This is a genomic window from Brevibacillus sp. YAE8 (assembly GCF_057543335.1).
The window spans coordinates 1-13,322 of record NZ_BAAIYG010000052.1; the positions used below are offsets into that span (position 1 = coordinate 1).

General features: G+C 55.6%; 12 protein-coding genes and 1 pseudogene. 1 reads left to right on the plus strand and 12 read right to left on the minus strand.

Features of this window, described 5'->3' with window-relative positions; genetic code table 11:
- Together AC27IT_RS27025 and AC27IT_RS27030 are read right to left on the minus strand one after the other, a co-directional pair.
- Positions 1 to 126 (minus strand): annotated as a pseudogene (locus tag AC27IT_RS27025) (transposase); the annotation flags it as partial.
- Positions 127 to 172: 46 nt separating this feature from the next.
- Positions 173 to 1,900 (minus strand): methyl-accepting chemotaxis protein, encoded by a 1,728-nt coding sequence (locus AC27IT_RS27030; RefSeq protein WP_005832106.1) that lies wholly within the window; start codon positions 1,898 to 1,900, stop codon positions 173 to 175.
- Between the two features lie 258 nt (positions 1,901 to 2,158).
- Between AC27IT_RS27030 and solA the strand changes: the two genes are divergently transcribed.
- Positions 2,159 to 3,292: an N-methyl-L-tryptophan oxidase gene (gene solA / locus AC27IT_RS27035; RefSeq protein WP_487092225.1), complete on the plus strand. Its 1,134-nt coding sequence runs from the start codon at positions 2,159 to 2,161 to the stop codon at positions 3,290 to 3,292.
- 66 nt (positions 3,293 to 3,358) lie between these two features.
- Here the strand turns inward: solA and AC27IT_RS27040 are convergent, their stop codons facing one another.
- From AC27IT_RS27040 to AC27IT_RS27085, 10 genes are all read right to left on the minus strand, one after another.
- Positions 3,359 to 4,189 carry a protein-glutamine gamma-glutamyltransferase gene (locus AC27IT_RS27040; RefSeq protein WP_007777021.1) on the minus strand — a complete coding sequence of 277 codons (831 nt, stop codon included), beginning with the start codon at positions 4,187 to 4,189 and terminating at the stop codon, positions 3,359 to 3,361.
- A gap of 184 nt (positions 4,190 to 4,373) precedes the next feature.
- Positions 4,374 to 5,285, minus strand: a complete 912-nt coding sequence (locus AC27IT_RS27045; protein WP_005832112.1) for a DMT family transporter — start codon at positions 5,283 to 5,285, stop codon at positions 4,374 to 4,376.
- A gap of 58 nt (positions 5,286 to 5,343) precedes the next feature.
- Positions 5,344 to 5,784 (minus strand): GNAT family acetyltransferase, encoded by a 441-nt coding sequence (locus tag AC27IT_RS27050; RefSeq protein WP_283858721.1) that lies wholly within the window; start codon positions 5,782 to 5,784, stop codon positions 5,344 to 5,346.
- A 98-nt stretch (positions 5,785 to 5,882) separates the two neighbouring features.
- Positions 5,883 to 6,584, minus strand: a complete 702-nt coding sequence (locus AC27IT_RS27055; RefSeq protein ID WP_025845541.1) for an LrgB family protein — start codon at positions 6,582 to 6,584, stop codon at positions 5,883 to 5,885.
- Entirely contained in the window at positions 6,562 to 6,951 is a 390-nt protein-coding gene (locus tag AC27IT_RS27060) for a CidA/LrgA family protein (RefSeq protein ID WP_005832117.1), read from the minus strand. Before AC27IT_RS27060 ends, AC27IT_RS27055 begins: the two co-directional genes overlap by 23 nt.
- A 98-nt stretch (positions 6,952 to 7,049) precedes the next feature.
- The gene (locus AC27IT_RS27065; RefSeq protein WP_005832119.1) at positions 7,050 to 7,934 is read right to left on the minus strand and encodes a LysR family transcriptional regulator; all 885 of its coding nucleotides are present in this window, start codon (positions 7,932 to 7,934) and stop codon (positions 7,050 to 7,052) included.
- A 115-nt stretch (positions 7,935 to 8,049) separates the two neighbouring features.
- Complete coding sequence (locus AC27IT_RS27070; RefSeq protein ID WP_487092226.1) at positions 8,050 to 9,186, minus strand: Ig-like domain-containing protein; 1,137 nt, start codon at positions 9,184 to 9,186, stop codon at positions 8,050 to 8,052.
- A 106-nt stretch (positions 9,187 to 9,292) separates the two neighbouring features.
- Positions 9,293 to 10,477: an ROK family transcriptional regulator gene (locus tag AC27IT_RS27075; protein WP_005832122.1), complete on the minus strand. Its 1,185-nt coding sequence runs from the start codon at positions 10,475 to 10,477 to the stop codon at positions 9,293 to 9,295.
- A 159-nt stretch (positions 10,478 to 10,636) separates the two neighbouring features.
- On the minus strand, positions 10,637 to 11,551 hold the full coding sequence (metA, locus tag AC27IT_RS27080) for a homoserine O-acetyltransferase MetA (protein ID WP_005832124.1): 915 nt from the start codon (positions 11,549 to 11,551) through the stop codon (positions 10,637 to 10,639).
- Positions 11,552 to 11,869: 318 nt separating this feature from the next.
- Positions 11,870 to 13,129 carry a Glu/Leu/Phe/Val family dehydrogenase gene (locus tag AC27IT_RS27085; RefSeq protein ID WP_327990928.1) on the minus strand — a complete coding sequence of 420 codons (1,260 nt, stop codon included), beginning with the start codon at positions 13,127 to 13,129 and terminating at the stop codon, positions 11,870 to 11,872.
- Between the last annotated feature and the right edge of the window lie 193 nt (positions 13,130 to 13,322).

Sequence of the window (13,322 nt, forward strand, 5' to 3'; positions counted from 1 at the left end):
ATGTACCAACTCTTTGAAGCGTTGTTCTACATCTGCTTGCAGAAAAATCTTTCTTCTGTACCGAGGGCAGAACACAAAATGGTAGTTTAATAATGAAAGGGTTGTGCTTGTTCTTCTGTATTCGTTCTAGTACAAGGAAACTTCGACCGTTCCCGAAGTGTGATTGCACGCCTTACACTTTGAAGCGGCTAATCATCTGCTGCAGCTCCTCCGCCATGGTGGAAAGGGCTGTCGCCGAAGAAGTGATTTCCTCCATCGCTGCGAGCTGCTCCTCGGTAGCAGCGGAAACGTTTTGCGTACCGTCGGCTGCGATCTCCGACACCTCGCTTACCAGCTCAATCGCCTGCACCACTTGCTCGGAGTGCGCGGATACTTCCTGAGCTGCCGCCGACACGTCCTGGATCTGGTCGGCCACGGTCGTGATCGACATTTGAATCTGTCCGAACGTCTCGCCCGCATGGTGCACCACGAGAATCCCTTCCTGCACTTCTTTTGTTCCCGACTCCATCGACTCCACAGCGAGCTTCGTGTCTGTCTGAATCGTTTGGATCAACTGCCCGATCTGCTGCGCCGACTTGGACGACTGCTCGGCCAGCTTGCGCACCTCGTCGGCTACGACTGCAAAGCCCCGGCCGTGTTCGCCTGCTCGCGCTGCCTCAATCGCTGCATTGAGCGCAAGCAGATTGGTCTGCTCGGCGATGCCTGTAATGACTTCGATAATTTGCCCGATTGCCTGCGAGTGGTTGCCCAGCCCATCGACTACCCCGGCCAGCTCGCGGATCGAATCGTGAATGGCGTTCATTTGCTGGACAGCGGCCTGGATCGACTGGTTTCCTTCGCCTGCCATCGACGCCACCTGGACGACCATGCTGGACGCCTGCTGGGCGTTCGCCGCAATTTGGCGTATTCCCCGGGACATGTCGTCAATTGCTTTTGCCCCTTGCTCCACGCTGGCGACCTGACGATCCGTACCAACCGCGACCTCCTGCACCGTAACCGCGATCTGCTCTGTCGCCCGGCTCGTCTGCTCAGCGCTTGCCATCAGTTCCTCGGCCGATGCCGCTACCTGCTCCGATGTCGCGCCGGCCTGGCGGATCACCCTTTTGAGGCTGTCCGTCATCTCATTGAAGGAATTGGCCAGATCGAAAATCTCATCGCGAGTTTTGACCACAAGCGGCTCCACGCGCAGGTTTCCTTGCGCGACTTCCTTCATTTCAGCCACCAGGCGCAGCACCGGACCGCGAATGCTTCTCGTCAGCCAGAGAGCCAGCAGCAGGCAGCCCGCGATGGAGGCGGCGAGCGTAATGAGATTGTCCCGTTTGAGAGCCGCGTACAGCTCGGCGCTTTCCCTGCCTGCCCGTTCCGTTCCCATTTTGTTGAACGCGATCATGGCGTCGATGTGCTTCTTGCGCTCCGTGAACAGCTCGCTCGCCTTGTCCCGCACACGCTTGAGCTCGGCCAACTCTTCCGGCGTCACCCCGCGCGTGATGTCCATCTTTTTGCCGACTTCCACAAATTCCTGATTGAAAATCTCGTACTGCTTCATGGCTGCCTTCAAGCCTTCGAAATGCTTCCGATCCTCCTCATCGATAATCGTTTTTTCATAGCTCATCAGCAATCCGTCGATATAGACGAAGTTTTCATCAATTTGTCCGGCGTATTTGTTTTTGTCTGCCAGCGATTCAGCGTTCAGAATCGTCTGATTCAGGCCGTAGATCGTTTCCAGCGTCGAATTGATTTTCAGGATTGCCTCCATGCCCGGCTGCCAGACGGACTTCATTTCTTCGACTTTGCTGTTGATAAGGCTTGTCTTGTATGTACTCATGGCTCCCATATATGCGATCACCATGAGAATTAGGGCAAACGCGCTGCCTAGCTTTTTCCCGATCGTCCACTTCATAGAAACACCACTTTTCTCGACATTGTATGATATCGCTAAATCCATATTCCCTTTTCAATTTCAAGGTAAACATGCCCGATACAAATTGTACCCTCTCTACCAAAAATAACAACATCTAACATATGAAACCGGTAATATTCAGAATTTTTCCTAGATTGATTGCTACGAGAAAAACGTAAGCTCTATAATGGGGAAGAAGAGATAGATGCGGCTTTGGCATCAGAAACAGCAGCACGACCAACTTAGGGGGAATCCTTTATGCAAACATACGAAGTAATCATCGTCGGCGCAGGCTCGATGGGCATGGCCGCCGGTTACTATTTGGCCAAAAGAGGCGCAAGCGCGCTGCTGATTGACGCTTTTGACCCTCCGCACACGATGGGCAGCCACCACGGAGACACCCGGATCATTCGCCACGCTTACGGAGAAGGCAAGCAGTACGTGCCGTTTGCCTTGCGAGCGCAAGAGCTTTGGGCCGAGCTGGAACAGGCCGCGAATGTGAAGCTGTTCAGCCAAACCGGGGTGTTGAGCGCAGGCGCGCACGATTGCGCCTTTTTGCAGGAGGTGCGGGAGAGCGCCGAGCGCTACTCGCTTCCGCTCGAAGTGCTGACCGCCCAGGAAGTGCGCGAGCGCTGGCCGGGAATCGAGCTGCCCGATCATTTTTACGCTTGTCTGGAGCCTGCTTCCGGCATTCTCTACTCGGAACATGCCATTCGCGCTTACCGCGAGTTGGCCACAGCTTCTGGCGCAAGCCTGCTGACCAACACGAAAGTGACCAGCCTGCAAACAGACGGGGCAGACGTGATTGTGCATACAGACTCCGGGAGCTATCGCGGCAAAAAGCTGCTCGTCTCCGCCGGGGCCTGGAACGCGCCGCTGCTGCAGGAGCTCGGCTTGTCCGTTCCGCTAGTCCCCACGCGCAAAACCGTCGCCTGGTTCGGCGCAGACGAAAGCTTGTACAGCGCGGATCGGTTCCCGGCCTTCGTCTTCCACCTAGGTGACTCCATGTTTTACGGCTTTCCGAGCATCGATGGAGCAGGTGTCAAAATCGGCCGCCATGACGGGGGACAAGCCATTGATCCCGACACGCTGGAGCGGACCTTTGGCTGCTATTTATCGGATGAAGGCGATGTCCGCGCGTTCCTTGAGACGTACATGCCGCAAGCGGCGGGGGCCTTGCGCCAGGGCAGAGTCTGCATCTACACGATGACGCCTGACGAACATTTTGTCATCGACCGCCATCCGGACAACCCGCACATCGTCTTTGCCGCAGGCTTTTCCGGCCACGGCTTCAAGTTCGCGAGCGCAGTAGGAGAAGCTGCCAGCCAACTGCTCATCGACGGGGAATCCAAGCTCGATTTGTCGATGTTTTCGCTCAGCCGTTTTTCGTAACCACTGTCAGTCTGCCATCAGCAAAAAGCCTCTCGCCATAACTTCGGCTCGAGGCTTTTTTCGTCTTCACCATTCCCAAAAAAGCGAACCGATCTGCGCCGTAATCCGACTGCCCATGTCTGCGGCCCGCTGCTCGAAGCGCACCTGCGGACGCCGGTTGTCGTACGGGAACAAATAGGCGAAGCCGGGGCGTGTCGCCTGGGGAACAAGGTACGCAGACCTGGTTGCCCCTACCCTGCGCTGTTCGTTCAAAAACTCGATCATCGACTCGGCGTCACGAATGCCCGCTCCGTGCCCGTAGTACAGCCCTCTGCCCAGATCGACCGCATTTTCCCCCTGCCATTGCGGCTTGTCGGGGTTGTGATCCGGGTTGGCAAAATACAAAATATCGCCCGGCAAAAACGTCGTCGTCGGGATCGTCCGCAAATCGAGATCCTGATCGTAGCGCCAGTCGTAGAGCAAAATATCCGCGAACAGCCGCTCGAAGTCTTCCCGGCGGATCGACTGGAGAACGGCGTGGTACAAAATAATGACCATCGCTGTCGCACACTCGGTCGCGTATTTTCTGCCTTCCTGAAAAATGTTGATGATTCCTTGCGAGGGCAAAATCCCCTGTCTCAGCCGAAAGCCGCCCAGCTCGGTGCGGTCCCAGTACGCCGGGTTGGCGCGCGATCTTTCATAGGTGGAAAAGGCGATCCCGCTGGCGTACAGCGCCCGTGCCGAGCGCACCAGATGGTCCCTCATCTTCAGTTCGAACTGCAGCAATTCAGGCTGCGGGTAGGAGAACTCCTCCCGGCTCTCCGCCATCCGCTCCACCACTTCTCGCTGGACCTCGTTCAATCCCCACTCCATTGCCAAAGCGTCCGGATCGGCCCGTCTGCCACTGATGATTAACATAGACAACCTCCTCTGCACACACCGTCCTTGGTATGTGTATGCGTCCGCCCATGTCCATGTGTGCGAAAAAAAACGGTCGCGCGGCATTCGCGGGAAATTGCTGCCCGGTCTGGCAAAAAGGCACGCCCGTTCGTTGCCAAAAAAATTCCGCCTGCGCTGTACGCAGACGGAAAACAAGCCAGCCTCAGCCTCTTGCCTGCTCCAGCGCCGCAGGCGTCTTGGCCGGAACGTGCTTGAGCTTGGCAAACAAGTAGCAGCCGACGATGACGATGACGCTGCCCAGAAGCTGGAGCACGCTCATCGTCTCGCCCAGCAGCAAAAAGGCGAGAATCGCGGTAAACACCGGGTTGAAGTTGAGGAACATGCCAGCAGAGGTCGCCCCGACCTTTTGCACCCCGACATTCCACAAGACCATGCTGACCACAGTCGCCATTACGCCGACGTAAAACAGCGACAGCCAAAATGACCAGGTCGTATTCTCGACGGTAAACGTCGTCAGATTAAACGGCAGCATCAGCGCTACGCCGAAAAGTCCCGAGTACAGGGTGGACATCATCGGCGACACGGTTTTCATCGCCCAGCGTCCACAGACGGAGTAAATTCCCCACATCGCCACAGCCGCCAGCATCCACAGGTCGCCTGTATTGAAATGCAGTTGCTCCAAATGGGTAAAGTCGCCTTTGCAAAGCACGACCAGCACGCCTGCAAAAGAAATGAGCATGGCGACGATTTGCAGCGGCCGAATTTTTTCCCCGATCAGCAAAAACGAGAAAATCGCGATCGAAACCGGGTTGAGCGTCGACAAAAGCCCGACATTGGTAGCGTCTGTCCGCTCCAGCGCCCAGAACATAAACAGATTGAACAGCGCCACGCCTGTCACGCCCATCACGATCAACGGAACGAGCGCCTGTCGCGTGGGCAAGATCCGCTTTTCGCGCACCCAGACGACAGGCAGCAAACAGGCGACTGCAATCAGCCAGCGCAAATTGGTCAACGTCAACGACGACGCGTGTCCGACCAAAAATTTACCGACGACGAAGTTTCCTCCCCAGAGGAAGCTGGTACAGAGTAAGAGTCCGACATATAGGGGTTTCATAGTTCATGCTGCCTCCTGCCAAGCTGTTGAATGATCGTCTAGCTAAATCCGTCCTCTATCATACACCTTTCTTCGCGTCTTGGGGCGGCGCAATCCATTTTTCCATGAAAATCAGCTCGCAAGCGGCGAAGCCCAACTGCCTGTAAAACGATTGCACGCCGCTGTTTTCCGGCTCGATCAGCAGGTTGATTTTCTCGCAACCCACATTCATAAGCCGCCGCTCCAGCTCCTGCATGAGCCGGCTTCCCAGCGCTTGGCCCTGGCAGGCGGGATCGACCGCCAGATGATTGACCCAGCCGCGCCGTCCGTCATAGCTGCCCATGACAGCCCCCACGACCTGCCCGTCATCGTTTGTTGCCACCAAAAACAGCTCCGGGTCGCGCTCCAGCTTGCGGAGCAATCCTTCCCGCGTATCGGAGCGGGAAAGCACAAGCCCTGCCCGCTGCCAAAGCTCGACGACTGCCTCATACTGCTCCAATGCAAACGACTGTAATTGCAAGGTATGACACTCCTGTTTGTATTTTTATAAAACAAAATTAATATTTATACAATTATACCGAGCAAAAAGGGAGCTTGCCAAGAAGCTCCCCGCTATCGCTATGAAACGGCCAGCCACGACAAGATCAGCGGCAACAGAGTGAACGCCCACACGACCGTAATCATCGCCCCGGCAATGACGGCCAGCGTCGCGCTGCTCCCTTCCGTGTCGCCGCGTTCGAACGCCTTGACCATCCCGAGCATGTGCGCCCCCATGCCGTACATCAGCCCGATCGAGACGGGATGGCGCAGCTTCATTTTTTTGATAATCCACGGCGCCAGAAAAACGCCTGCAAAGCTGGTCAGCATCCCGAACACCGCTGTCATCGCCGGCATGCCGCCAATCGCGTCCGAGACGCTAAGGGCAATCGGCAACGTAATCGAGCGAGGGATGACGCTGATGGCGGCCGCCTTGCCCAAGCCGACCAGCATAGCTGTCGACACGCCCGCGATAATCGCAATCAGGGAGCCTGCGGCGAGGCTTTGCAAAATCATCCGCTTGTGCGCCATCAAAATCGACCAGTTGCGGTACAGCGGCACGGCAAACGCCACCGTCACTACCCCCATCAGCTCGCTGATCCACGACGTCGCTTCGCTGTAGGCAGCATACGGGATGCCCGCGAGCAAAAGAAAGACAATCATCGCGGCCGGCGCAAGCACGGCGGGGGAAAACAAGAGGCTCGGCCGCTTTTTGTTGATCTGCTTCGCCATGTAAAAAAACAAAATCGTCAGGACTACGCTACACGTTTTCCACAGGATCAAGCTGCTTCACCTCACCGCGTTTGAACAGTCGCTCAGCAACGACGCCTGTCGAAATCATCACGAGCGCGCAACCGCTAGTGACTACCAGCAAAACGAGCAGTCCTTTTCCTCCGAGCAGCCACGGATACTGCATCATGCCGACCAGAGACGGCACGAAAAACAAAATCATTTGCGAAAACAAAAGGGCGGCTCCCGCCTCTACCCACTGCAGGCGCACCCAGCCGTTGTGCAGACAAATGAACAAAAGCAACAGCCCGATCAGGCTGCCGGGGACAGGGACAGGCAAAAACGAAGCGATTCCTTTGCCCAGCCAGGTGAATCCATACAAGAGCAAAACTTGCCCGAGGAGCAAGAACCATTTTTTCATCGAGACCACTCCGGTTCCTTCATGTTGGTACCTTCATTCTAAAGCGTCCCGATTCCATTCGTACAATACATAAATATCATGATTTCTATGCCATTTGGTTATGGCGACAAATGCTGCCGCACAAACTCGATGAAGGCGCGGGTCGCGTGCGACAGGTAGCCGTCCTTGCGGTAAATCAGGGCGTACTGCCAGTCAATCACGGGAGACGAGATGTTTACCGTATGCAGTTGGTCGTTGTGCAGGCGTCTCACAATCGAGCGCGGAAGCAGCGAGATGCCTAGCTCAGTCGCCACCATTTCCCCGACAAAATCCCACAGCGAGCTCATGTAGGCCACTTTTGGCTCAAAGCCGCTCATTCGGCACGCCTGGCGCACGACGTCGTGAATCGCGTACTCCTCTGTGAACAGGATAAAGTCCTCGTCCCGCAACTCCGCCAGGTTCACTTCGTCCGCCCCCGCCAGCCAATGCTGCTGATGCACGATGGCGACGAGGTCTTCCGCCACCAGGGGAACCGCGGAAAACTTTTCCGCATCCGTCGGCAAAACCGTCAGGCCGAGGTCGACGCTCCCCTGCTCCACCTGAATTTCCAGCAGCTTGGCGCTGTACTCCTTCATTTCGATCTCAATGCCGGGATATTGCTTTTTGAACATGGCAATTACATTCGGCAGCAAAAAAGAGCCGACTGTCGGCATCATGCCCATTTTCACCCGTCCGCGCTCGATGTTGCGGATTTGCGCGATGGATGACGTCATCCCTTCCATCAACTGCAGCACTTTTGTCGCGTACCCGTACACCAGCTCGCCCGCTTCGGTCAGCTCCATTTTCCGCTCCGAGCGATCCAGCAGCACGACGCCCAGTTCCTCCTCCAGCGCTTTCATCATCTTGCTGATGGACGGCTGGGAGACATGAAGCGTGTTGGCCGCTTTTGTAAAATTTTTTTGTTTGGCTACTTCCACAAAGTATTGCAGTTGTCGAATATCCATTTGCCGCCTCCACCCGATCCGTTCGCTTTGATTCTTGTCTTTCCCAAGCTTACCACAGCCTTTACGCCGATGAAAAAGCCAGGACGCATCTGCCGCCCTGGCTTGTGACCTGCTTTTATTTGACGGCGGCCTGGATCATCACCCGCTTGCCGCCGTAGGAAGCGGTAATGGTCGCACGTCCTGCTGTCCCGGCTGCGACTTTGCCTTGCGCCACGCTCGCTACATTTTTGTCTGTGCTCGTCCATTCGGCCTCTGCTGTCACGTCAGCTTTCGTCTTGTCGGAATAAATGGCGAACACCTGCAATTGTTGCGACTCGTTGGCTGTGAGCTGGATTCTTGTCGCACTCAGCTCCAGCCGGGATACGACCGCTGCCTCTACCGGAATCGTAATCGTTTTCCCGCCGTAGGCAGCGGTAATTTTCGCTTTGCCCGGCCCGATGACCGTCACCACGCCGCTTTCAACTGTTGCCACTTGCTCGTTGTCGGAGGTCCACTTCGCCTTGGCGGTGACGTCGGCTTTTTCCTTGCCGTTCACCACGGCCGTGAGCTTGACTGCTTGCGACGAGCCAGGTCGCGCGTACAGCTTCTTTTGGTCGCTCTCCAGCTTGGAAACGACATCCACCTCTACCGGGATGGTCACGTTTTTGCCGCCGTACACTACTTTGATTTTCGTTTTGCCCGAGCCTACTGCGGTGACGAGTCCGTTTGCCACCGTCGCGATCTCGGGATCGGCGCTCGTCCACTCGGCATTTGCCGTGACGGCTGCCGTAGACTTGTCTGTAAACGAAGCGATTGCCACGATCTGCTTGGCAGCCCCTGCGTTCAGCACAAGCTTTTTCTGGTCAACGACAAGCTTGGCGACGACATCCACTTCTGTGGAAATGGTGATGAACTTGCCGCCAAAGCGGGCCTTTACATCTGCCTTGCCGCTGCCTGTCGCTCTGAGCAGCCCGGCCTCTACCGTGACGATTCCGCTGTCGGACGTGGACCACTCCGCCTTTTGCGTCACATCTTCGGTCGTTTTATCCGCATATTGCGCGAGTACCGTCAGTTGCTGTGACCCGTCTTTTTTCAGTCTGACCGTCTTCTCTTTGACCGTCAGCCTCGACAGCTTTTTGCTCTGGCTTGCTGCCGTTTCTGCTTTCGCCAGTTCTGCCGCTGGCCCGACGCCGGACAGAATCGTTCCGACTGTCAGGACGACGGTCAGCAAGCCTTTTTGCCACCTGCGCAAGTATGTGCTTTTCTTCGACACCGTGCTCTCCCCTTTTGCCGCTTTTCCCGCGAATACGTTTTCCACTATTTTCTATATCGGCACGGGCAGAGATTTCAATAAATGGTATTTTTGGTGCGAAATCGTCCTACTCTCCGCTCCACGACCCGGACAGTGGGGCAAAGTGCTGCATCGCCAAGGCCCCTGCGCCCATGACAATCGCCTCTCCGCGCAGTTCGGACGGGATCACCCGGAACTTCCCTTTGAACGGCTCCCAAATCACCTGGTCGCTATGCTCCTCGACCAGCTCGACAATCTCGCGGTAATTTTCCACCAGGTCTCCTGACAAAATGACGGTGTCGGGATTGTACATGCAGACGATGTTGTTGATCGTGATTCCGATGTAGAGGGCGGTGCGGGAGACGATTTCCTTCGCCCAGCGCTCCCCGTTTCGCGCCGCGGCAAACACCTCGCGCACATCGGTGACTTCTTTTACCCTGCGCGCCTCCAAAATCAGCGCGTTTTCATCAATATACGTCTGCAGGCAGCCGCGCTTTCCGCACTCGCACAAATTGCCGTTCGGGTCCAGCGTCGTGTGCCCCAGCTCGCCCGCGCTGTTCGAGCCGCCGCGAAACACTTCGCCGTTGATGATGAGCGCGGACCCAATGCCTGTCCCAATCCCGATCAGGGCGGTTTTGTTCGAGCCTTTGGCAGAGCCGTACAAGTATTCCGAGAGGATTTTGACCTTCAAGTCGTTGTCGATCACAGTCTTGATGCCCAGCTCTTTTTCGATCAGCTCGGCAAAAGCTACGTCCTTCCACCCAAGCGTCGAGGACAACTGGACGACTCCCCGCTCGTAGTTGATGACGCCCGGCACGCCGATACCTATGCCGATGACTTTTTCAAACGGAATGCCCTGCCTCGCGATCATGCCGCGAATTTCCTGGCAAATCAGCGCTGCCGTCTCGGCTGGCGTGCCCGCCAGCGCCTTGTGCTCCACGCGATGGTGCGCGACGATCGTCTCGCTGAAGTCCATGATGCCGAAGCTGATCCGCTTTTTCTCAATGTCGACGCCGATCGTGTAGAGTGCGCCCGGCTCGATGTCGAGCATGATCGCCTTCCTGCCGACGCCAGAGGAAGTCAGCTCCGTCTCCCGAATGACGCCTTCCTCGCACAGCTCGCTGACAAACCGGCCGATCGAGGTCGCGCTCATCCGCGTAATTTTCGTGATCTCAGCCCGGGAAATCGGCCGCTTGTTTTTGATAATATCGAGAATCATCAGCTTGTTGTGTTGCTTGATAACGTCCTGATCCTGCTTCACGATTTTTTTCATCACCAAAACTCCCACCTTGCTAATGAGATGCCGCTTGCTTTTACATAGTTATCCTCACACTACCTGTCGGGGTCTGGTACGTCAACTGCAAAAGCAAAACCGCCGCTACATCTTGTCTACACAAAAAACCACCCGATTTCTCGGATGGTTTTCCGGCTGCTATCTGTTGTTCAGATCGTACGGTGTCTCCTGGTACACGTAATAGTTGAGCCAGTTGGAGAAAAGCAGATTGGCGTGCGCGCGCCAGGTGACGATCGGCTCGCGGCTCGGATCATCGTCGGGATAATAGTTGCGCGGCACGGCGATGTCCAGTCCCTTGTTCACGTCCCGCTTGTACTCGTCCTGCAAGGTGGTCGGATCGTACTCGGAATGGCCGGTCACGAAAATTTGTCTGCCGTCCTTCGTCGCGACGATGTACACGCCCGCTTCCTTGGACTCGGACAAAATTTCCAGTTCCGGCACCTTCTCGATGTCCTCCCGGCGATTTTCCGTATGGCGGGAATGCGGGACGTAAAAGTAGTTGTCATATCCGCGGAACAGCTTCACATTTTGCTTGTTCAACGTATGCGGGAAAATCCCGAACATCTTTTCCGGCAGCGGATGCTTGGGCACTCCGAAGTGGTGGTACAGCCCGGCCTGCGCCCCCCAGCAAATATGCAAGGTCGAGGTCACGTTCGCCAGCTTCCAGTCGAGAATTTGCTTCAGCTCTTCCCAATAAGTAACTTCGGTAAATTCGAGTTGCTCGACAGGCGCCCCGGTAATCACCATGCCATCGAAGCGTTGGTCCTTGATTTCCTCAAACGTTTTATAAAACATCGACAAATGCTCTTCCGATGTGTTTTTGGAGGTATGGCTGGACATGTGCAGCAAGACGATTTCCACCTGCAGGGGCGTATTCCCCAGGAGGCGAAGCAACTGTGTTTCCGTTGTTTCCTTCACCGGCATCAGGTTCAGGATGACGATTCGCAGCGGCCGGATGTCTTGCGTAAAGGCACGGCTTTCTTTCATGACAAAAATATTTTCACGGGCCAGCACTTCCACCGCAGGCAACTCGTCAGGCAGTTTGATTGGCATAAAGATCCCCCTTTCCACTCTTTGCAAAGCAGGTAGAAAAACATTAATCCGACAAATTCGACAAAAATACTTGGGTTCCTGCTTCCACCGGGAAGTATCGCGAAAAATGGAAGCCTGCTAAAACAAGCATGTATCGAATGTATATATGTTTATATATTCTGCAAATTTTTCGTCAAATCATTATACCTTTCTTTCTGGAAAAATAGCAGAACTTTTTCTGGAATGGCGAGAGGACCTTTTGCGCTTAATTGCGACAGCGGCATGAGCGAAAAGCCTCTCGCAAACAACTTGCGAGAGGCTCGTAGATTCGCCCGTTCGTCAGATCCAGCCACGCGCTTCCATGGCTTCCTTGATGCGCAAGAGCGAGATCATGTACGCGCCTGTGCGCAGGTCGACCTTGTATTTTTCCGCAAGCTCCGCCACCGACCGGTAAGCGTTGACCATCGCGGTTTGCAGCTTTTCGTTCACTTCCTGCTCGGACCAGTAGTAGTGCATCAGGTTTTGCACCCATTCGAAGTACGACACGGTCACTCCGCCCGCGTTGGCGAGAATGTCCGGAATGACCACGACTCCTTTTTCGCGCAAAATCGCGTCGGCATCCGGAGTCGTCGGACCGTTGGCTGCTTCTGCAATCCACTTGGCCCGGACGCGATCGGCATTCGCGGCTGTAATCACATTTTCCAGTGCGGCCGGAATCAAAATGTCGACTTCCAGCTCCAGCAACTGTTCATTGGAGATCGCGGTTGCCCCCGGATAGTCCAGGATCGTGGACGTGTCCTTCAACTGCCCGACCTTCGGGATATTCAAGCCTGCACCGTGGTAAATGCCGCCGCGCGAATCGCTGACGGCGACGATGCGAAAGCCAAGCTCGGTCAACAGTCTGGCTGCGATTCGGCCTGCGTTGCCGTACCCTTGGATCGCTACTGTCGTCTCCGCTGGCTTGCGTCCCGAATCTTTGAGCGCCTCCAAAATCGTGAAGACACATCCGCGGGCCGTCGCTTCATTTCTCCCTTTGGAGCCGCCGACCGCAAGCGGCTTGCCTGTGATGACGCCTGGCGAATACGCGCCTTTTAATCGGCTGTATGTATCCATCATCCAGCCCATGATCTGCGGCGTCGTGTAGACGTCCGGCGCGGGAATGTCGGTGTCAGGGCCGACGATGTCCACAATCGCTTCCATAAAGCCGCGGCTCACGCGCTCCAGCTCGCCCGCGCTCAGCTCGTGCGGATCGCAAATGACGCCGCCTTTTCCGCCTCCATACGGCAGGCCGACGACACCGCATTTGAACGACATCCACATCGAGAGCGCTTTGACCTCATCCATCGTGACGTCGGGATGGAAGCGAATGCCGCCTTTGGTCGGTCCCACCGCATCGTTGTGCTGCGAGCGGAACCCTTCGAATACGCGAACGCTGCCATCGTCCATTTTGACCGGAAAGCTGACTGCGAGCACGCGCTTCGGCCTTTTCAAGATTTCGACGGCGTGGCTTGGCAGACGAAGCAACGCTGCTGCCGTGTCAATCTGCTTTTGCACAATCTCGTAAGGATTCAGGTTTTCTTTTTCTACTGTCTTTTGCATGCTTGATCCTCCCCACCTATCTTGCATCACCCTGGCGCAGAGCTAAAGGATGAATGGAGTTATTATATGAGCATTTTGCAGAAATCTGAGCCCTTGAGACACAAGGATTTCTAGGGATAAAAAAGGGACTTCACCCCAATTTGGAGAAGTTTTTCGGTGACCAAACCAAAAACGCCCAAAAGGAGGAAGTCAC

Bases quoted from the DNA above. Each gene is read 5' to 3' on its own strand.
- solA (WP_487092225.1), top strand. From the start codon at position 2,159: ATGCAAACATACGAAGTAATCATCGTCGGCGCAGGCTCGATGGGCATG.
- AC27IT_RS27075 (WP_005832122.1), bottom strand. From the start codon at position 10,477: ATGAAAAAAATCGTGAAGCAGGATCAGGACGTTATCAAGCAACACAAC.
- AC27IT_RS27045 (WP_005832112.1), bottom strand. From the start codon at position 5,285: ATGAAACCCCTATATGTCGGACTCTTACTCTGTACCAGCTTCCTCTGG.
- AC27IT_RS27085 (WP_327990928.1), bottom strand. From the start codon at position 13,129: ATGCAAAAGACAGTAGAAAAAGAAAACCTGAATCCTTACGAGATTGTG.
- metA (WP_005832124.1), bottom strand. From the start codon at position 11,551: ATGCCAATCAAACTGCCTGACGAGTTGCCTGCGGTGGAAGTGCTGGCC.
- AC27IT_RS27065 (WP_005832119.1), bottom strand. From the start codon at position 7,934: ATGGATATTCGACAACTGCAATACTTTGTGGAAGTAGCCAAACAAAAA.
- AC27IT_RS27060 (WP_005832117.1), bottom strand. From the start codon at position 6,951: ATGAAAAAATGGTTCTTGCTCCTCGGGCAAGTTTTGCTCTTGTATGGA.
- AC27IT_RS27030 (WP_005832106.1), bottom strand. From the start codon at position 1,900: ATGAAGTGGACGATCGGGAAAAAGCTAGGCAGCGCGTTTGCCCTAATT.
- AC27IT_RS27040 (WP_007777021.1), bottom strand. From the start codon at position 4,189: ATGTTAATCATCAGTGGCAGACGGGCCGATCCGGACGCTTTGGCAATG.